The organism is Sphingomonas sp. (assembly GCF_023266535.1).
Classification (GTDB): Bacteria; Pseudomonadota; Alphaproteobacteria; order Sphingomonadales; family Sphingomonadaceae; genus Sphingomicrobium.
Map to the genome: position 1 here is coordinate 1 of NZ_JAHFPY010000032.1, position 18,922 is coordinate 18,922.

At 64.5% G+C, this 18,922-nt stretch carries 21 protein-coding genes, 1 tRNA gene and 2 pseudogenes; 12 read left to right on the forward strand and 12 right to left on the reverse strand.

The features are described 5' to 3' along the window. A pseudogene (locus Q0C64_RS06565) lies at positions 1-315 on the forward strand (adenylosuccinate lyase); the annotation flags it as partial. Next, positions 316-1,122 carry a GAF domain-containing protein gene (locus Q0C64_RS06570; protein ID WP_294121757.1) on the forward strand — a complete coding sequence of 269 codons (807 nt, stop codon included), beginning with the start codon at positions 316-318 and terminating at the stop codon, positions 1,120-1,122. A gap of 10 nt (positions 1,123-1,132) precedes the next feature. On the opposite strand, the gene dnaJ is transcribed toward Q0C64_RS06570, so the two are convergent. From dnaJ to fabD, 4 genes are all read right to left on the reverse strand, one after another. Then, entirely contained in the window at positions 1,133-2,257 is a 1,125-nt protein-coding gene (dnaJ, locus tag Q0C64_RS06575; RefSeq protein WP_294121758.1) for a molecular chaperone DnaJ, read from the reverse strand. 68 nt (positions 2,258-2,325) lie between these two features. After that, positions 2,326-4,257 carry a molecular chaperone DnaK gene (dnaK, locus tag Q0C64_RS06580; protein ID WP_294121759.1) on the reverse strand — a complete coding sequence of 644 codons (1,932 nt, stop codon included), beginning with the start codon at positions 4,255-4,257 and terminating at the stop codon, positions 2,326-2,328. Positions 4,258-4,411: 154 nt separating this feature from the next. Further along, on the reverse strand, positions 4,412-5,149 hold the full coding sequence (gene fabG, locus Q0C64_RS06585; protein WP_294121812.1) for a 3-oxoacyl-[acyl-carrier-protein] reductase: 738 nt from the start codon (positions 5,147-5,149) through the stop codon (positions 4,412-4,414). Beyond that, positions 5,149-6,087, reverse strand: a complete 939-nt coding sequence (gene fabD / locus Q0C64_RS06590; protein ID WP_294121762.1) for an ACP S-malonyltransferase — start codon at positions 6,085-6,087, stop codon at positions 5,149-5,151. The genes fabG and fabD overlap by 1 nt, the downstream gene beginning before the upstream one ends. 89 nt (positions 6,088-6,176) lie before the next feature. Here fabD and Q0C64_RS06595 point away from each other — a divergent pair, with 89 nt between their 5' ends. Both Q0C64_RS06595 and Q0C64_RS06600 read left to right on the forward strand, forming a co-directional pair. Then, positions 6,177-7,514: an amino acid permease gene (locus Q0C64_RS06595; RefSeq protein ID WP_294121765.1), complete on the forward strand. Its 1,338-nt coding sequence runs from the start codon at positions 6,177-6,179 to the stop codon at positions 7,512-7,514. A 48-nt stretch (positions 7,515-7,562) separates the two neighbouring features. Beyond that, positions 7,563-8,879 carry an amino acid permease gene (locus Q0C64_RS06600; protein WP_294121766.1) on the forward strand — a complete coding sequence of 439 codons (1,317 nt, stop codon included), beginning with the start codon at positions 7,563-7,565 and terminating at the stop codon, positions 8,877-8,879. Here Q0C64_RS06600 and Q0C64_RS06605 read toward each other — a convergent pair. After that, positions 8,821-9,990 (reverse strand): aromatic ring-hydroxylating dioxygenase subunit alpha, encoded by a 1,170-nt coding sequence (locus Q0C64_RS06605; protein WP_294121767.1) that lies wholly within the window; start codon positions 9,988-9,990, stop codon positions 8,821-8,823. The genes Q0C64_RS06600 and Q0C64_RS06605 overlap by 59 nt on opposite strands. Before the next feature lie 101 nt (positions 9,991-10,091). On the opposite strand from Q0C64_RS06605, the gene Q0C64_RS06610 reads away from it, so the two are divergent. The 4 genes from Q0C64_RS06610 (at position 10,092) to rplI (ending at position 12,323) form a co-directional block, all read left to right on the forward strand. Further along, the gene (locus Q0C64_RS06610) at positions 10,092-10,943 is read left to right on the forward strand and encodes a nickel-binding protein (protein WP_294121769.1); all 852 of its coding nucleotides are present in this window, start codon (positions 10,092-10,094) and stop codon (positions 10,941-10,943) included. 129 nt (positions 10,944-11,072) lie between these two features. Further along, positions 11,073-11,441, forward strand: coding sequence for a 30S ribosomal protein S6 (rpsF, locus tag Q0C64_RS06615; protein WP_294121771.1), 369 nt, complete (start codon positions 11,073-11,075; stop codon positions 11,439-11,441). A gap of 3 nt (positions 11,442-11,444) precedes the next feature. Beyond that, positions 11,445-11,669: a 30S ribosomal protein S18 gene (gene rpsR / locus Q0C64_RS06620; RefSeq protein WP_294121774.1), complete on the forward strand. Its 225-nt coding sequence runs from the start codon at positions 11,445-11,447 to the stop codon at positions 11,667-11,669. 12 nt (positions 11,670-11,681) lie between these two features. Beyond that, positions 11,682-12,323 (forward strand): 50S ribosomal protein L9, encoded by a 642-nt coding sequence (gene rplI, locus Q0C64_RS06625; protein ID WP_294121776.1) that lies wholly within the window; start codon positions 11,682-11,684, stop codon positions 12,321-12,323. A 52-nt stretch (positions 12,324-12,375) separates the two neighbouring features. On the opposite strand, the gene Q0C64_RS06630 is transcribed toward rplI, so the two are convergent. Both Q0C64_RS06630 and Q0C64_RS06635 read right to left on the reverse strand, forming a co-directional pair. Further along, positions 12,376-13,023 carry a glutathione S-transferase family protein gene (locus Q0C64_RS06630; protein WP_294121778.1) on the reverse strand — a complete coding sequence of 216 codons (648 nt, stop codon included), beginning with the start codon at positions 13,021-13,023 and terminating at the stop codon, positions 12,376-12,378. Positions 13,024-13,043: 20 nt separating this feature from the next. Further along, complete coding sequence (locus Q0C64_RS06635) at positions 13,044-13,520, reverse strand: DUF6456 domain-containing protein (protein WP_294121781.1); 477 nt, start codon at positions 13,518-13,520, stop codon at positions 13,044-13,046. 103 nt (positions 13,521-13,623) lie between these two features. Here Q0C64_RS06635 and Q0C64_RS06640 point away from each other — a divergent pair, with 103 nt between their 5' ends. From Q0C64_RS06640 to Q0C64_RS06650, 3 genes are all read left to right on the forward strand, one after another. Further along, a complete protein-coding gene (locus Q0C64_RS06640) occupies positions 13,624-14,187 on the forward strand; it encodes a helix-turn-helix transcriptional regulator (protein ID WP_294121783.1) in 564 nt (187 codons plus the stop codon). A 76-nt stretch (positions 14,188-14,263) separates the two neighbouring features. Next, positions 14,264-14,566 (forward strand): nickel-binding protein, encoded by a 303-nt coding sequence (locus Q0C64_RS06645; protein ID WP_294121785.1) that lies wholly within the window; start codon positions 14,264-14,266, stop codon positions 14,564-14,566. Between the two features lie 96 nt (positions 14,567-14,662). Further along, positions 14,663-14,738 (forward strand) — tRNA-Val (locus tag Q0C64_RS06650). A 43-nt stretch (positions 14,739-14,781) separates the two neighbouring features. Here Q0C64_RS06650 and Q0C64_RS06655 read toward each other — a convergent pair. Next, a complete protein-coding gene (locus Q0C64_RS06655) occupies positions 14,782-15,459 on the reverse strand; it encodes a S24 family peptidase (protein ID WP_294121815.1) in 678 nt (225 codons plus the stop codon). A gap of 109 nt (positions 15,460-15,568) precedes the next feature. Next, a complete protein-coding gene (locus tag Q0C64_RS06660; protein WP_294121787.1) occupies positions 15,569-16,492 on the reverse strand; it encodes a MarR family winged helix-turn-helix transcriptional regulator in 924 nt (307 codons plus the stop codon). 136 nt (positions 16,493-16,628) lie between these two features. Here Q0C64_RS06660 and Q0C64_RS06665 point away from each other — a divergent pair, with 136 nt between their 5' ends. Further along, entirely contained in the window at positions 16,629-16,889 is a 261-nt protein-coding gene (locus Q0C64_RS06665; RefSeq protein ID WP_294121789.1) for a hypothetical protein, read from the forward strand. Here the strand turns inward: Q0C64_RS06665 and cysQ are convergent. The 3 genes and pseudogenes from cysQ to Q0C64_RS06680 form a co-directional block, all read right to left on the reverse strand. After that, entirely contained in the window at positions 16,886-17,719 is an 834-nt protein-coding gene (cysQ, locus tag Q0C64_RS06670) for a 3'(2'),5'-bisphosphate nucleotidase CysQ (protein ID WP_294121791.1), read from the reverse strand. The genes Q0C64_RS06665 and cysQ overlap by 4 nt on opposite strands. A 59-nt stretch (positions 17,720-17,778) precedes the next feature. Next, a pseudogene (locus Q0C64_RS06675) lies at positions 17,779-18,051 on the reverse strand (GIY-YIG nuclease family protein); the annotation flags it as partial. Positions 18,052-18,112: 61 nt separating this feature from the next. Further along, complete coding sequence (locus tag Q0C64_RS06680; protein ID WP_294121794.1) at positions 18,113-18,892, reverse strand: SDR family NAD(P)-dependent oxidoreductase; 780 nt, start codon at positions 18,890-18,892, stop codon at positions 18,113-18,115. Positions 18,893-18,922 lie beyond the last annotated feature (30 nt).

Genomic DNA, 18,922 nt, shown 5'->3' on the forward strand with positions numbered 1-18,922 from the left:
GTGGTCGACAAGCTGCTGGTCTATCCGGATCGCATGCAGAAGAACCTCGACCGGATGGGCGGCCTGGTTCACTCGCAGCGCGTCCTGCTGGCGCTGACCCAGGCCGGCCTCAGCCGCGAGGACAGCTATGCGCTGGTCCAGCGCAACGCGATGAAAGTGTGGGAGTCCGACGGCCAATTGGCGCTGCTCGACCTGCTGAAGGCCGATCCCGAGGTCACCGCCAAGCTCAGCGACGCCCAGCTCGAGGAATTGTTCGACCTCGGCTATCATCTGAAGCGCATCGACACGATCTTCGAGCGCGTGTTCGGAGCCTGAGTGACGGCCATCCAGCCCTGTGCCCTGCTGCTCCTGGTCGGGCCCGATTGGCAGGTCGAGGCGGCCAGCGCGAATGTCGCCATGCTCGGCGATGTCAAACCCACTGCGGTCGTCGGCCAGCCGCTGGCCGACCTGATCGGCAGCAAGGCAATCCATACGCTCCGCAACCGCCTGTCCTGGCTGTCGAGCGACGAGAGCGAGGTGCAGGATTTCGGGGTCCAATGGGGCGATGTTACGCTCGACGTCCGGGCGACCTGTGCCGACGACCATTATCTGATCGAGGCCGAACTGGCGGTCGAGCCGCGGCTGCCCGACGGAATCGGCATGGTCCGCTCGATGAGCGATCGCCTGGCCGGGCGCGATCCCCGCAAGCTTGCCGAACAGGCGATGCGGCAGCTGAATGCGCTGACCGGGTTCGATCATCTGATGCTGGTCGACCGGCGCGGCGAAGTCGTAGCCTCGGCCCAACGCGGCAAGCTCACCGGCACCAAGCTGTTGATCGAGCCTCAGGTGCGCATCACGGCCGACCGCGATGCCGAGCCTGTCCCTATCCTGGGGGCGGAGGATTCCAGCCTTGCCGGGCGTGCTGCCTTTGCAGCGCTGACGGATGCCGAGCGCGATCAATTGACGAACATCGGCATGGCCGCCGCTATGACCCTGCCGTTGAAGATCGACGGCAAGCTGGTTGGCGCCGTCCATGCCCTGCACCCGGCGCCGCGTCGCTGCGGCGCCGAGCGGCGGTCGGTGGCTCATTTGTTCGGAGAACGCCTGGTCGCGCGAATGGCGCGCCAGGGCTGGCAGCCCTGAGAACCGGGGCCTAGCCGCCCAGCGCCGTCTTGATCCGGCTGAAGAAGCCCTTGCTGGCCGGGCATTCGTCGCCGGTTTCGGTTTCGCGGAACTGCTCGAGGATCGCCTTCTGATCCTTGCTGAGCCTGGTCGGCGTTTCGACCAGGATGCGCGTCACCAGATCGCCGCGCCCGCGGCCGTTGAGCACGCTCATGCCGGCCCCGCGATGGCGCAGCGTCTCGCCCGACTGGATTCCGGAGGGGATTTTGAGTTCGATCTTTTCGCCGTCGATGCCGGGGATCATGATGCAACCGCCCAGCGCGGCGGTGGTAAAGCTGATCGGCGCTTCGGCGATCAGGGTCGTGCCCTCGCGCTCGAAGATGGCGTGCCGCTTCAAATGGACGAACAAATAAAGATCGCCCGCCGCCGCGCCGCGCACGCCGGCCTCGCCTTCGTTGGCGACGCGAATCCGCGTGCCCTCGTCAACGCCGGCCGGGATGTTGACGTTGAGCTTGCGCGACTTGAGTGCCCGGCCTTCGCCGTGACAGGCGGTGCAGGGATCGGCGACCATCTCGCCCGAGCCCATGCAGCCGGGACAGGTCCGCTCGACGACGAAAAAGCCCTGCTGCGCGCGGACCTTGCCGGCGCCGCCGCAGCTCGAGCAGGCACGCGGCGCGGATTGACCCTTGGAGCCCGATGCGTTGCACGCCTCGCACCCCGCCATCGCCTGAATGGCAATGGTCTTCTCGGCGCCCTGGAATGCCTCTTCCAGCGTCAGCTCCAGATCGTAGCGCAGGTCTGACCCGCGCGCCGCGCTGGCTCGCTGCGCCCGGGGATCCATGAACTCGCCAAAGATCGACGAGAAGATATCGGAGAAGCCCTCGAACCCACCGCCGGCGCCGCCGCCGAACGGCCCCTGTCCATTCATTCCGTTCTGGAAAGCGGCATGGCCGAAGCGGTCGTAAGCGGCGCGCTTCTGCGGATCCTTGAGGACCTCATAGGCTTCGCTGATCGACTTGAAATGCGCTTCCTTGTCGGTGCAGCCGCCGTGGCGATCGGGATGGCACTCCTTGGCCAGCTTCCGATAGGCAGCCTTGATCGCCGCATCGTCGGCGCCCTTGGGCACGCCGAGCAGTTCGTAATAGTCCGTGGCCATCAATCCCCACCCATGACAAGCGGCGCCGGCCGAATATCGTCAGCCGACGCCGCCCAAGCCATGGCCCCTTAGGCCTTCTTGTCTTCGTCGACTTCCGAAAATTCGGCGTCGACCACTTCTTCGTCCGGTGCGGCTTCGGCGGTCGCCTCGGCCGACTGGGCGGCTTCTTCGCCGCCGGCCGCCTGGGTCTTTTCATAGATCGCCTGGCCAAGTTTCATCGCCGCCTGGGCCAGCGCCTCGGTCTTGGCCTTCATCGCCTCGGCATCGCCGCTTTCGATCGCGGTCCTGGCTTCGGCCACGGCGGCCTCGATCTCGTCCTTCAGCGAGGAATCGACCTTGTCGCCATGCTCCTTCAGCTGCTGCTCGGTCGAATGGACCAGGCTTTCGGCCTGGTTCCTGGCCTCGGCCGCCTCGCGGCGCACCTTATCTTCGTCGGCGAACTTCTCCGCGTCCTTGACCATCTGCTCAATGTCGGAATCCGAAAGGCCGCCCGACGCCTGGATGCGGATCTGCTGCTCTTTGCCGGTGCCCTTGTCCTTGGCCGTGACGTGGACGATGCCGTTGGCGTCGATGTCGAAAGTGACCTCGATCTGCGGCACCCCCCTGGGGGCAGGCGGAATCCCGACAAGGTCGAACTGGCCAAGCGCCTTGTTGTCCGACGCCATCTCGCGCTCGCCCTGGAAGACGCGGATGGTCACCGCATTCTGGTTGTCGTCCGCGGTGGAGAAGGTCTGGCTTTTCTTGGTCGGAATGGTCGTGTTGCGGTCGATCATCCGGGTAAACACGCCGCCCAGCGTCTCGATGCCGAGGCTCAGCGGAGTGACGTCGAGCAGCAGCACGTCCTTGACGTCGCCCTGCAGCACGCCGGCCTGGATCGCGGCGCCCATCGCCACGACCTCGTCCGGGTTGACGCCTGTGTGCGGATCGCGGCCGAAGAATTCCTTCACCACTTCGCGCACGCGCGGCATGCGGGTCATGCCGCCGACCAGCACCACGTCGGCCACGTCCTTGGCCTCGATGCCGGCATCCTTGAGCGCCTTCTTGCAGGGCTCGAGCGTGCGGTTGATGAGGTCGGCAACCAGCTTCTCCAGGTCCGCGCGGGTGATCGTCTCAACCAGGTGCAGCGGCGTCGTCGCGCCGCCTTCCATGCGGGCAGTGATGAATGGCTGGTTGATTTCGGTGGTCTGCGCCGAGCTGAGCTCGATCTTGGCCTTTTCGGCGGCTTCCTTGAGCCGCTGCAGCGCCAGCCGGTCGGTGCGAAGGTCGATTCCTTCCTTCGCCTTGAACTTGTCGGCTAGGAACTCGACGATCTTGGCGTCGAAATCCTCGCCGCCGAGGAAGGTGTCGCCGTTGGTCGACTTCACCTCGAACACGCCGTCGCCGATCTCCAGAATCGAAATGTCGAACGTGCCGCCACCAAGGTCATAGACGGCGATCGTCTTGCCCTCTTCCTTTTCGAGGCCATAGGACAGGGCCGCCGCGGTCGGCTCGTTGATGATGCGCAGCACTTCGAGGCCGGCGATCTGGCCGGCGTCCTTGGTCGCCTGGCGCTGGGCGTCGTTGAAGTAAGCCGGAACGGTGATCACCGCCTGGGTGACGGTCTCGCCAAGATAGGCCTCGGCGGTTTCCTTCATCTTCTGCAGGATGAAGGCCGAAATCTGCGACGGGCTATAATCCTTGCCGCCGGCATTGACCCAGGCGTCGCCGTTCGAACCCTTGACGATCTTGTAGGGCACCAATTCGGTGTCCTTCTTGGTAATCGGGTCATCGAAGCGGCGGCCGATCAGGCGTTTCACCGCAAAAATCGTATTGTCGGGGTTGGTTACCGCCTGGCGCTTGGCCGGCTGGCCGATCAGGCGTTCGCCGTCCTTGGTGAAGGCCACAACCGACGGAGTGGTCCGCGCGCCTTCCGCATTTTCGATAACCTTGGGCTTTCCGCCCTCCATCACCGCGACACAGCTGTTGGTGGTGCCGAGGTCGATCCCGATTACTTTTGCCATATTCTATACCCTCTACTTGCCCCCTCGGACGCCCTGCCCGGCGATCCGAGAAATTGATGTTTCGCGGGCGATATAGGTGCGTGCAAATGGGCTGCAAGGGCTGGCTGCACAGGTCAGAAGATTGGATTTGTGGAATAATTGACGCGGTGTTGCCCTAGGGCATCGCCATCCCACCATTCACATGAAGGGTCTGTCCCGTCACATAGCCTGCCTCTCGGCTGGCGAGATAAACCACGGCCGCGCCGATATCGTCGCCGCTGCCCATCGCGCCGGTCGGAATTTTCGACAAAATCCCTTCCTTCTGGGCATCGGTCAGGGCGTCGGTCATGGCTGAGGTCATGAAGCCCGGGGCGACGCAATTGACGGTGATGCCGCGACTGGCGACTTCCTGGGCGAAGGCCTTGGACATGCCAATCAGGCCGGCCTTGGAGGCGACATAATTGGCCTGGCCAGGATTGCCGGTGACGCCGACCACCGAGGTGATGTTGATGATCCGGCCGTGGCGGGCCTTCATCATCGGCCTCATCGCCGCGCGCATCAGGCGAAAGGAACCCTCCAGGTTGATCTTGATCACCTGCTCCCACTCCTCGTCCTTCATCCGCATGGCGAGGTTGTCGCGGGTGACGCCGGCATTGTTGACGAGGATGTCGAGCTGGCCGAGCGCCTCAACGGCGCGCGGAACCAGCTGGTCGACCTGCTCGCTATTGCCGAGATCGCAGACCAAAGTGACGTGATTGCCGCCCAGTTCCTTGGCGAAGGCCTCGAGCTTGGCCGCATTGGAGCCCGACAGCGCCAGCCGTGCGCCCTGCCCCGCCAGCGCCTTGGCGATTGCGCTGCCCAGGCCGCCGCTCGCGCCCGTGACCAGGGCGGTCATGCCAGTAAGATCAAACATCATGCGAGCTCCTTGGCGATGGCTTCGATATCCTCGATCGTGACGATGCTGGTGACCCTGGCGTCGGGAGCGATGCGCTTGACCATCGGGCCGAGCACCTTACCGCCCAGCTCGACAAATTCGTGAACGCCGGCATCGAACATGTTGGCGATGCTTTCGCGCCAGCGGACCATGCCGGTGACCTGCTCGACCAGCAGGCGCTCGATCTCGGCCGGATCGGCGACTGCCGCGGCGGTGACGTTGGCGTAGACCGGCACATGCGGCGGCTCGATTACCGTCTTGCCCAGCGCCTCGGCCATGGCGTCGGCCGCCGGCTGCATCAGCGGACAATGGAACGGCGCCGACACCGGCAGCGGCAGGGCGCGCTTGGCGCCCATCTCCTTGGCCAGTTCGATGGCGCGGTCGATCGCGCCCTTGTGACCGGAAATGACGACCTGGCTGGGGTCATTGTCGTTGGCGACCGTGCACACTTCACCCTGTGCCGCCGCGTCGGCAATCCTTTGCGCCAGCGCCAGATCCGCGCCGAGCAACGCCGCCATCGCGCCGACGCCGACCGGCACGGCCGCCTGCATCGCCTGCCCGCGCAGCTTCAGCAGCTTGGCAGTGGTGGCAAGATCGAACGAGCCTGCCGCGCACAGCGCCGAATATTCGCCCAGGCTATGCCCCGCGACAAAATGCGCCGACTTCTCCAGCGACACGCCGCCTTCCCTGGTCAGCGCCCGGAACACGGCCAGTGCGTGAGCCATGATCGCCGGCTGGGCATTTTCGGTCAGCTTGAGCTCATCCTCCGGCCCTTCGCGCATCAGCTTGAACAGATGCTGGCCGAGCGCTTCATCGACTTCGCCAAAGGTGTCGCGAGCAGCCTGGCTGGCGTCGGCCAGCGCGGCGCCCATGCCGACCGATTGGCTGCCTTGCCCTGGGAAAAGAAATGCGCGCATCGAAATCCCTGTTGAACTGTGCTTAGGTCGCGGGCGAACTAGGCCGGTCGGGCGGGATTGCCAAGTCCGGGCAAGGGAGAGGAACAGGGATGAGCGAAACAGGCGAAGCTCGGCAGCTTGGTATCTGGATCTGTCTGGCGCTGGTCGTCGGCAACATGATCGGTTCGGGGATATTTCTGCTCCCCGCCAATCTCGCACCGCTGGGCGTCAATGCGATCTGGGGATGGGTCATCACGATCGGCGGCGCCATGTGCCTGGCCTCGGTGTTTGCCTCCCTGGCCAAGGCCATGCCCGACGCCGGCGGTCCTTATGATTATGTCGCCCGTTCGCTCGGCTCGCCGCCCGCCTTCCTCGTCATGTGGAGCTATTGGATTTCCACCTGGGTCACCAACGCAGCGATTTCCATCGCCGCGGTCAGTTATTTGAGCACGCTGGCGCCGGGCTTCTTCGCCGTGCCCGGAGTCGCACCGTTGCTTGCTATCGCCTTCGTCGCCTTGTTCACGGCCATCGCCTGCACCGGCGCGCATGTGTCGGGCGGCGTCCAGATCCTCACCAGTGTGCTCAAGGTGATGCCGCTAATTGCGGCCATGCTGATCGCGCTGATTGTCCTGAGCAAGGGCGGCCATCAGCCGCAGTTCGCGCCGACCCCGGTCACCCCCAATGGCGTTGCTGCGGCCGCCGCGCTGACGTTATGGGCGATGCTCGGCTTCGAATGCGCTGCCGTGCCCGCCGCCCGCGTCAAGGATCCGGCACGGACCATTCCTCGCGCGACGCTGATCGGCACGCTGACCGTCGGCCTCATTTACCTTGCCGCGTCCAGTGCGGTGTTCCTGCTGCTGCCGGCCGACGTTGCGGCGAAGTCCGCGGCGCCCTTTGCCGACCTGGTCGGCAGCTATTGGGGCCCGACGGCATCGCTGCTGGTCGTCTTCTTCGCCGCCATTTCGTGCCTCGGCGCGCTCAATGGCTGGGTGTTGCTGCAGGGTGAGGTGCCACTGACACTGGCCCGCCGCGGAGTTTTCCCGCAGTGGTTCGGCAAAGTGAACAGCCGCGGCATGCCGGTCCGGGCGCAGGTGCTTAGTTCTACTCTGGCGGCGCTGCTGGTCGCCGCCAATTACACCAGGGGCCTGACCGAGCTGTTCGCCTTCATGGCCCTGCTGGCGACCGTCGCCACGCTCGTGCTCTACTTTGTCGCCACCATCGCTGCGCTTCGCATGATGGCGCGCGGCGAATTGAGTCGCGGGATGCTGCTCATCACGCTGGTCGGTGCGGTCTATGCCGTGTGGACCTTTTATGGCGCCGGCAAGGAAGCGACGCTGTGGGGATTGCTGCTGCTGATGACCGCCATCCCGGTCTGGTTCGGGATGCGGCTCAATGCGCTCTGGTCCAACCCCGCCCCGGCGGCCGCTCCGGCTGCGCCGCCGGAATGAGTTCGAGTCGCATTGATCCATGGACGTTCCTCGGGGGGGAGAGCGACGATGACTGCACCAACTGACGGCAAGATGGGGTTTTGGATGACCTGGGGGCTGGTCGTCGGGACGATCATCGGAGCCGCGATCTTCACGCTTCCGATTGCCCTTGCCCCGCTCGGCCTCAACGCGGTGATCGGCTGGTTCGTCAGCGGTATCGGCGTGCTTTGCCTCGGCTATGCGCTGGCCCGGCTATCCAGGCTCGGCGGCGAAGGTATCCAGGCCAATATCGAACAGGAATTCGGGCCGACGATTGCTTTCATAACCACATGGGGATTTTGGGTTTCCTATTGGTCGGCCCAGGCCTCGGTCGCGATCGGCATCGCGCTGGCATTGTCATTTATCGGGCCGCAATTCGGTGGACCGGGACTGGTCCTTCCGGTTGCGATCGGCTGTGTCGTGCTGTTGACAGCGGTGAATGCAATCGGCGTTCGAGCCTCCGGCAGCCTTTCCCTGATGACCATTGCGATCAAGGTTCTGCCGCTGTTTGCAATAATCTGGTTGTTCGCGGAGCGCGGCACGAGCGGTGTTGCCTATGAGCCGTTTGCGCCAGTGCCGACTAACATCAGTACGATCGCGACTGCGACCGCCCTGACCTTCTTCGCATTTACCGGGTTTGAGGCCGCGACCGCACCCGTCGGCAAGGTTCGGGACGCGGCGCGCACAATTCCAAAGGCCTTGCTTGGCGGGACGGCCTTCGTTGTCCTGCTTTACCTGGCGGCGGCGATCAGCATCCAGATGCTCTTGCCTGCGGACGTGGTCGCAGCATCGCCGGCACCGTTTGCCGACGCCATGGTCGGTCGCTGGGGGCACGGAGTGGCATCGCTTGCCGCGGTGGCAATCGCCATCAGCGCGTTCGGCTGCCTCAATGGCCTCATCCTCAGCACCGGCGAATTGGGCTATTCGATGGCGCTTAGAAAGGACCTTCCGGCCTTTATGGCCCGCACGCGCGGAGCCAATACACCGATCGTCTCGCAACTGGTCGGCGCAGGTCTGACTATCCTGTTGCTGCTGGCAAACAGCAGCCGCGCGACGGTCAGCCTTTACACTTTCATCATTCTGCTTTCGACGGCCGCACTGATCCCTGTTTACGCGTTCGGGGCATTGGCGGCGTGGAAGTCTTCACCGGGGACGCTTGCCCGCTCGGTCCTTGCTATCGCTCTGATCTTTGTTGCGTTCGCGGCCTATGGGACAGGCGTTGAAGCAGACCTATGGTGCCTGGTGCTATTGGCTATTGGCCTCGCCATCCGGGCGATCGTTCGGCGCTTCAGTTCCGGCGCGACCAGCCCGGCGCTGGCTGCCGCTCAAGCCGCGCCTCCGGGATGAGACGGCGGAGTTTTCGCGCGAAGCTCCTCAGGCACACCTCGCTTTTGCCGAGCGGCCCGGCGACATAGGTCGAGCTGGCCATGCCGTGCTGGACACGGCTGATCAGTTCGGTGTCCTCGGCATTGACCATGCGGTTGATCCGCCAGTTGAGGTAACGCACCGCCTTCATCTCGCGGCGGTCGTCGGGCAGCGCATAGCTCATCTCGCGGAGGACGCTGGTCGTGGCCGTTACGGGGAGCCACTGCATGAAGTCGATCTGGTCGGGATAGATGTCAAACGCGACGCAGGGGAATAGCTTGTAATAGAGCCACTTGCGACGATGCGACGGCGGCAGATGCTCCGCTTCGGGCAAATAATGCTGATAGACGCGTTCCGACGGGTTATCCGACTCGCCGTCGCGCAGTTCGCCCTCCATCCGGTCGACCCAATCCTGTGCCTCGATGGCGTAACTCTTGCCGAACAGGCGGGTGAGGCCGGGATGCCCGACGGGAATGTGCAGATGATCGGAATAATTATCGGCGATGGTCTTCCAGTTGAGGTCGCGCGGACGCAGCCTCATCTTGCCGATCGGCCGTACGTCCTCAAAGCGATAGGGCTCAATCTCATGCTCGTAGGGCGCCATCATCTCGCCGACCGAAGGTAGTCCCTCTTCCAGTCGGACAAAAATGAAGCCGCGCCAGCTTTCCAGCGGCACCGGCACCAGCCCGAGTTTTTCGACCTGCAATCCGGGATATTCATGGCGGTGCATGACACCGACCAGCCGTCCGTCCCGGGCGTAGCTCCACGCATGGTAGGGGCAGGTCAGCACCTTGGCGCAGCCCCCCTCCCCGTCGACCAATCGCGAGCCGCGGTGGCGGCAGACATTGGTGAAAGCGCGGACTTCGCCATCGTCGCCGCGAATCACGATGACGCTTTCGCCGAGGAAATCGATCGACCGCCACTCGCCTGGATTGGCGATCTCGCTCTCATGACAGACGATCTGCGGCGACGCGCGCAGGAAGGCGCGTTTCTCGGCCTCGAAAAATTCATCGTCGAAGTAGAGCCAGCCGGGCAGGCTGACGTCGTCGAGCGGATCCGCGGTCGGCTGAATGCTTTTAAGGTGCGTGGCCATGGCCATGCTTCTGCCACCTCGGCGCGCGGGCCGCAATCTTCTGGCGGCTGACTCTTAACGCAAGTTTATGTATGCCCACTTGCGACAAGGGGACGAGTGCCATGCCGCTGTACATCGATATCCATACGGTAGATCCGGCGACAACCTGGGAAGACATCGCCCAGGCGCATTTGGCGGATCTGGCGATCCAGGACAATCACGACGTCGATTACAAGAAATATTGGTACAATCGCGATTGCGGGAAGCTGTTCTGCCTGGTCGAGGCGCCCGATGCCGCATCCGCGAATTGCGTCCACGAGCATGCCCATGGCCTGGTTGCCGAAAAGATGATCGAAGTCGATCCCGACCTGATCGACGGCTTCATGGGCAATTCCGGCGTGAATGAGGGTGGAGCCGCCCTGGTTCCCGACGCGACCAGTCCGACCCAGCGCGACAGCGGCGTCAGGACCATTCTCTTCACCGACATCGTCAATTCGACCGAAATGACCTCACGTTTCGGCGACGACGCAGCCATTGCCATGCTGGCGGTCCACGATGGCATCGTCCGCCAAGCATTGCGTGACAATGACGGCCGCGAGATCAAGCATACGGGCGACGGCATCATGGCCGCTTTCACTTCCGCAGCATGCGGAGTGAAGAGCGCCAGCCAGGTCATTGAGAAGCTGGCCGAGCATAACGAAACGGGGCCTGAATATCCGGTCACGGTCCGCATCGGCATCAGCGCTGGCGAGCCGGTCGAGCAGCATGAGGATCTGTTCGGGTCGACCGTGCAGCTTGCCGCCCGCCTGTGCGCCCAGGCCGTGCCCGGCCAGATATTGGTATCAAATGTCGTCGCCGACCTCTGCATCGGCAAGAATTTGAAATTCGCCAATGCCGGGGATTGCGAACTGAAAGGCTTCGATGGACGCATTCCGACACGCGCCGTCGATTTCTCTCCTGACTTGCTTTTCTGACCAGGCTCGGCCATAGGCCCGCCCGCCGCTGGAGCCCTGCTCCAAGCGGCTGAATAAATTGAACGACAGCCGGAGGGGCGTGGGCAAGGTGCCCCCGTCAGCGATCGGCCAAACATAGGTGCATGAAACATGCCGCTTTACGAGCATGTTTTCCTCGCGCGTCAGGACCTGGCCCAGGCCCAGGTCGATGCGCTGGCGGAAAACGCCACCAAGATTATCGCCGACAACGGCGGCAAGGTGGTCAAGACTGAATCCTGGGGCCTGCGCGGCCTCGCCTACCGCATCGCCAAGAACCGCAAGGCGCATTACGTCATGCTCGACGTCGACGCGCCCGCGCCGGCGATGGCCGAGCTGGAGCGCCAGACCGGCATCAACGAAGACGTCATCCGCTACATGACCATCCGCGTTGACGCCCACGAAAAGGGCCCGTCGGCGATGATGCGCAAGCAGGATCGCGAGCGGACCCGTGGCCCGCGCCGCGAAGAGATGGAGATCTAAGCGATGGCACGTCCCTTCTTCCGCCGCCGCAAGTCCTGCCCCTTCTCTGGCAAGGACGCTCCCCGCATCGATTACAAGGACATCCGTCTGCTCCAGGGCTTCGTCTCGGAGCGTGGCAAGATCGTCCCCAGCCGCATCACCGCGGTGTCGACCAAGAAGCAGCGCGAACTGGCCAAGGCGATCAAGCGCGCCCGCCACATCGGCCTGCTTCCCTATGTCGTGAAATAAGGAGAGCTAGAGATGGAAGTCATCCTGCTCGAACGCGTCGAAAAGCTCGGCCAGATTGGCGATATCGTCAATGTGAAGAACGGCTTCGCGCGCAATTACCTGCTGCCGAACAAGAAGGCGCTCAGGGCCAACGATTCCAACAAGAAGGTGTTCGAGGCCAACCGCGCACGGATCGAGTCCGACAACGCCGAGAAGCGTGTCGAGGCCGAAAAGGCGTCGAAGGGCGTCGAGGGCAAGACCGTCCAGTTGATCCGCCAGGCGTCGAACGTCGGCGCGCTCTATGGCTCGGTCAGCGCTCGCGACATCGTCGAAGCGCTCGAAGGTGAAGGCGCCAAGGTCAGCAAGAGCCAGGTCGTGCTCGACCGCCCGATCAAGGCGATCGGCGTGTACGACGTGAAGATCGCGCTTCACCCGGAAGTGGCCGTGACCGTCAAGGTCAACGTGGCCCGTTCGCCGGAAGAGGCCGAGCTGCAGGCGCAAGGCGTCGACGTGACGGCGTCGATGTTCGAACGCGAGGAAGCCGGCTTCACCGAGGAGTTCGATCCGAATGCCGAGCCGGGCGTGATCCCGGAAGAGGCGGCCGTCGAAGCTCCGGCCGAGGCTGCTGCCGAGGGACCCCAGGCGGAAGCCGAAGGCGAGGGCGAAGAAGCCTAAGCCTTCTCGAAGCCTACAAGATCAAGCCGCCGGTGTCCCCGGCGGCTTTTTCTTATGCGGGTTCCTTGGCCAGATAGGCCGCCTCGCGCTCGACAAATCGGGCGAAGCTTGGCCGGGCGAGGATGCCCGCGACATAGGCTTTGGTCTTCGGATAGCGCGCGCTGTCGATCGCCACGTTGCAATGACTGAAATTGGCGAACGGTCCCGCCACCGAAATATCGGCCAGGGTCAGCCGGTCGCCGACAAGGTATCCGCTCTCGGGGATCACTCCTTCCAGATAGTCGAGCAGCGGCGGCAGCTCGTCGCGCTCGGCGGCCTCCGCTGCATCGAGGTCGCCCTCGCGCCCGAGGAAGCGCGGCGCGACCACCTTGTTGAAGAAGATCTTGCCGCCGCAGGCGAACAGCAAAGTGTCGGCGAACTCGTCGAACCAGATCACCCGGCCACGTTCCCGCGGATCGGCCGGGATCAGCGCCGGATCGGGATATTTGGCCTCGAGATAGTGGATGATCGCACTGGAGTCGGCCAGGCGATAGTCGCCGTCGACCAATGCCGGCATCTTCCTGAACGGGCTTGCCGCATGGAACTCCGGATCGGGCGCGCCGAGCCCGATCGGCTTCAGCTCAAGGTCGATTCCCTTTTCGACCGCATAAGCGGCGACCTTGCGGACGAACGGCGACATGGTCGAACCGTAAAGGATCATCTTCTTTCTCCGGCTTGGATTCAGGCGATCCGGTAGTAATCCGCAACTCGATCAAGCGCCAGTCCGAGCACCAGCTTGCCGGCCCTTGCCGGCCAGCCCAGCGCGCTCTCGGCGTCGCGCATGCCCTCTCCTGCGCAAACCACCCGCCACAATATGTCGGCCAGGCCCGGACCCGCCTCCGCCACCGCTCCTTCGAACCGCCGCCGCGCATCGATCTGGGCGCCATTGAGGTCCGGCAAGTTTGCTGCCCCGCCGCGACTGCGCGCGACCGGTGCGGCGTCCCAGGTCATCGTCACCCTCGGCGCCAGTTGCGCTCGTTCCCAATCATTGCGCAGCACCTCGCCGGCATCGAGCTGGCGGCGGCTGACATGCCCCCGCGCATAGAGCCAGCCCAGGGGACTTTCCGCCAGATTGACCGTCACCGACCGGGCCGCCCGGCCGCCCCTGGATGGAACCGGGTCGATCGGCCGCTCGGCAAGCAGGCGGGCGTTGGTCATGGGCGTCTCCAAATGGGATGCGAGTCGCGGTCCTCTTGCCATAAGGGAGAATTTGTAGGACAGCGGAAAACCGTATAGGTTCGTTGCGTTAGGGACTCAGGCAATGATCACGCGCATCAGGGAAGTGCGCCGCGCCCGCGGCATGACGTTGGACGAGGTCGCCAAGGCCTGCACCCCGCCGACCACGCCGCAGACCATCGGCCGGCTCGAAACCGGCACGCGCACCGTCTCCGTGAGCTGGCTCAACCGCATTGCCACGGCGCTCGGAGTCGATGCCGCCGACCTGGTCGACAACCCCGACCATGCCGAGCTTCCGGTGGTTGCCATCCTTGGCGGCAATGGCGCGGTGGCACCCAAGCGCCAGGCGCTGGTGGTCCCGCCCAAGGTCGGCGCCGGCCAGATCGCGATGACGGTGTCAGCCAGCGGCGGCGATTATCGCGCCGGCGACGAGATCTGGCTGGAGCGGATCGAGCCCGAGGATTACGCCCATGCGCTCAACCGCGACATTTTGGTGCCGCGCCCGGCGGGCCGCTTCCTGTTCGGCCGCCTGATCGGACGGGAGGATGGCAAGCTGCACTTGCTTCCGCCCGGCGCCGGCGGCCGCCAGAGCGTCGTCGCCGATCCGCCCTGGGCGGCGGTGGCAGTGCGGCTAGTACGGGCGCTATAGTCGTCACGAACGGCCCGCTGCGGACATTGCGGGCGACATGTGGTAAGCGCGGCGATGAGATAGTGGGAGCTTGGCGATGCCCGAGTTCGTCATCGAAAAGAATATGCCCGGCTTGGGGCAGCTTAGCCCGTTCCAGCGGGATCAATCCGTACGGCGATCCTGCTCGACATTGCACGGAGTAGCGCCCGATGTTGCCTGGGTTCAAAGCTACCTGACCGAGGACAAATGCTATTGTGTGTTTCGCGCCCCTAGCAAACAGGTACTTTTGGACCTGATCAGGCAATGGGATCTGGAACCGCCCCTCAGCATTTGCGAAGTGAGCCAGGTTGCCAGGCCTGACATCAAGATTGCGAACGACACGGCCAAGTCGCCTGCTTGAGTTTGCAACGTCCGCCTCCCAATCAAAGTTGACTTCCGCGTCACCAAGCTTGCCCTGGACAGGGCGCCGTGGCATCGGCGCGCAACCGCGATGAGCGGGCGCTTAGCTCAGTTGGTAGAGCATCTCGTTTACACCGAGAGGGTCGGCGGTTCGAGCCCGTCAGCGCCCACCAGCCTCCAAATGAGGCATGCTGGGGGCATGCCTCATTTGGAGGCTCACAATGCTTCTCCGATGATTTTGTGAATTGTGAGGACGTCTCTCACGTCCATCTCAATGCTCGCATCCGGATTGAACTGCCGCAACTGTACAGTCTTCGCCGACCGGCCGGCCAATTCCTTGATCAGCGCCCCGCCAGCAACCAGCTCAACCAGCACATCATCGCCGACCGCCATAGCCGCTGCCGGTGACACCAGCAGCCGCCGTCCGGGACGAAACCTCGGCCACATCGCCTCACCGGCCATCCTCACCGCATAGGCGTCGTGATCGGCGGCGAGGGCAGCCGGGCGATCGACCTTGCCCACGGATCGGAACCGATCGATCTCATGCTGGGCGATCCCGCTCCCTGCCTCACACCACTCGCCAGACAATTGGGCCTCGAATAGCGGGATGGACGCCAGCGCAGCTCCGCGCCAGCCGCGGCCCGGCTCGGCCAGACCATCGGAAGCCTCCTCACGTGGCGAATGGCCGACCCTCAGCGCCTCGAATTCCGCCAGCGTCATCCCGGCCGCGCCGAGCAGCTTTTCCAGGGTCCGCCGCGACGGATTGCCGTGCCGGCGGAGGTCAGACCAGATGGTCCGGGCGACGCCGGCCTTCACTGCCCAGCCGTTGGCAGTCAGCGCTTCCGGCCGGAAGCGCATCAGCTCCTCGAACAGCCGCTCACCTGCTTCCGACATCGCTGCCAACTACATCCATTTCGGATCAGTATCAGATTGCTCGAGCGAGTTGCCGCCCATATGTCCGATATATCGAACAAATAGGGTGAGGGTAACAATGCGGGGGAAGCTAGACGGCAACGGCCTTGCCGACCTCGCCGAAATAGCGGTGCATCGCATCGCTGGCACCCGGCGACAGCTCGACGAACACGCGCCGGCCGTCGTGCGGATCGGCCCGCCGCTTGAACAGGCCGGCATCGGTCATCGTCTTGATCCAGCGGAGCGCGGTGGTCGCCGGGACCGCCGCGGCAATGCACAAGGACGAGACCGGCACGCGGTGCTGGGCAATCTCGGCCTGCAGCAGGTCGAGCAGCATGTCCCACGCCGGATCGGCGAACAGTTCCTCATCGAAGAAACGCGTGCGCAGGCGGCGCGACCGGATCACCTGCCGAACCGTGTCGAGCGACACGCTCGGTGCTTCCCCCTTGGGTGCATGAAGCTTTTCGGCCGGAGCATCGGGGCCGACCGAGAGGCGGGCCAGCGACGCAGCGATCCGGCTGACCTCGTCGGACAATTGCCTGAGGCGCGCCGCGCTCGGCTCCTGGGTAATATCCTCGGCGACGCCCCTGTTGCGATGGCTCCGCCGCCACCTGGCCAGGGCCAGTGCGGCGGCGCGGTCGGCAGGCGTCCCGTCGAGCACGACTTCAATATCCGAATTGCGGATGCGGGCCACGATTGGATCCACCAGCGACTGCGGCGCGGCAATAACCGCCGGGTAACGCCCCGCGCCGGCCTCGGCATCGATGCGGTCGAGGATGCGGTCGAGCTCCGGCCCGCCATCGTCCTCAAGCTCAAGCCAGATGGCCGTCGCGCTGCCTTGCAGGTCGAGCCGCGACAGCATGGCATCGAGAGGGATCGAGACGAACGGCAGCTCCGCCCCGTCGGCGGTTTCGGCGGCGCGCCGCGCGGCCGCTTCCGACGACGCCGCGATCAGCACCGGCGGCAAGCCGTAAGATTCAAGCCGCGACGAAATTGGATAGATACTCGCGTTCATCGTCGACACCTCGTGACGAATGGAACCGAGCAGGATGGTTTTAGCGCCGAAAACGACGCGATGTCAGGTGAATTTTCCTCCAAAATGAAGCTTGCCGACACCGGGCGGTAAGGCGGGCGCCTTAGGCGGAGCACATATGAACCCCAATATCGTTCCCCGGGCCGCGGGCCGCGCCCGCTGGTTGGCCGAGCTGTCGGCCGCGCTCGACGAAGCGCAGATGCTGCTAGCCCAGCTGGTTGCCGAGCAGGTCAGCCAGGCCGATGCCGACCAGCTTCGCCTCAGCATCGACGAGCTTCGGGCCGAGCTGAAGGTGCTGCACCGGCGCGGGTTTGCCGCCGAGGTCAAAATCGAGCTGCGGCGCCCGCTGCACTCCGATTGGCGGCCACGGCGCGGTTAGGCCCCTTCAGACAGGTCTCCGCCGCCGCCAAATTCCTCCATGAACGGGCCGATCGGCGGAGCCGCCCACCCGGCCGTCGCGCAGAAGCCGAGGTTGAGGAAGGCCGGTTTGCCATATTGGAGCGGCCTTCCGTCGAGGCCGTCGACCCGCCCGCCCGCCGCGAGCAGCACCGCATGGCCGGCGGCGGTATCCCACTCGCTGGTCGGCGACAGGCGCGGATAGATGTCGGCCTTTCCTTCCGCGACGATGCAGAATTTGAGGGACGAGCCGATCGAGACATGGTCGCACAGGCCGATCGCTTCCGAGAGATAGTCGTCGGTTGCCTGGTTGTAGTGCGATTTCGACGCGATCGCGGCGCGGGCCTCCCCCAGCGGGCGCGTGTGGATCGGACGCCGCGTGCCGCCCTCTTCGACGAATGCACCCTCACCGACGATTCCGGCCCACAACCTGCCGGTCGTCGGCTGCAGGACCACGCCGAGCCTGGGCTGGCCATCGGCAATCAGGCCAATGTTGACGGTATAATCATCGCCGCCGCGGACGAACTCCTTGGTCCCGTCGAGCGGGTCGACCAGGAAATAGGTGTCGTTGTGTGCCGGGATACGGCCGGCCGAGACCTCTTCCTCGGCGATCACCGGAATGCTTGGCGTTGCATCGGCCAGCGCGGCGAGAATGACTTTTTCCGCTGCCCGGTCGCAGATGGTGACCGGGCTTTGATCGGCCTTGGTCTCGACCTCGAACCCGGCCTCGACCAGCTTCAAAATCTCGGCCCCCGCCGCCCGCGCGGCCACCACAAGCGCTTCGAGAAGGGCTTTTTCGTTTAGCTCAGTCATCACCGCTCATCCTGAGTAGCCGCCGAAGGCGGCGTATCGAAGGACGAGCGAAGGAAGAGCTTCCGAGACAGCAGCTGAATTGCGTCCCAATCGCCCCTGATCAGCGCTTCCTTCTTTGCGCGGCTCCAGCCCTTGATTTGTCGTTCCGCAGCGAAGGCCTGGTCTCTTTCGGCAAACTCCTGATGCCAAACCAGTTGCACGGGACGCCGCTTCTGAGTGTACCCCGGCAACAACCCGGACTGATGCGCGCCCATCCGTGCGTCTAGGTCGTCGGTATGCCCAACGTAATGGCTGCCGTCGGAGCAACGCAGCATGTAGGCATAAAAGCTCATGATCGTCCTTCGATACGGGGCTACGCCCCTACTCAGGATGAGCGGGGGCGTGGGATTCGGCCTACCTAGGCGCCATCCTGATCCCCCCGTCGAGGCGGATGCTTTCAGCGTTCAGGTACGTATTCTCGACGATGAACACCGCCAGCCGGCCATATTCCTCGGCGGTGCCGAGCCGCTTCGGGAAGGGCACCTGCGCCGCCAGCGCATCCTGCACATTAGGCGGCATCATCGCCATCATCGGCGTCTTGAAGATGCCCGGCAGGATGGTGTTGACGCGCACGCCGTCGTTCATCAGGTCGCGGGCGATCGGCAGCGCCATTGCCAGCACGCCGCCCTTGGACGCCGAATAGGCGGCCTGGCCGATCTGCCCGTCTTCCGCCGCGACCGAGGCGGTGTTGATGATCACCCCGCGCTCGCCGTCGTCCAGCGGATCGGCCTGAACCATGCCGAACGCCGAGTAAGCGATGCAGCGGAACGAGCCGATCAGGTTGATGCCGATCGCCAGCTCGAACTGGTTCATCGGATAGCGCTTGGGCTCCTTGGTTTCCTTGTCGCGGCCGACCGTCTTGGCGGCGTTGGCGACGCCGGCGCAGTTGACCAGGATCCGCTCCTGCCCGTGGGCGGCGCGGGCCTTGTCGAACGCGGCGGCGACCTTATCGTCGCTGGTCACGTCGACCTCGCAGAAGACGCCGCCGATCTCAGCCGCGACTTTCTCGCCCTTGTCGGCGTCGCGGTCAAAGATGGCGACCTTGGCGCCCTTGGCGGCCAGCGCCCGCGCGGTCGCCTCGCCCAGCCCCGACGCGCCGCCGGTGACGACTGCTGCTGTTCCGTCGATTTTCATTCTACCTCCTTGTTCCCCGGCGAAGGCCGG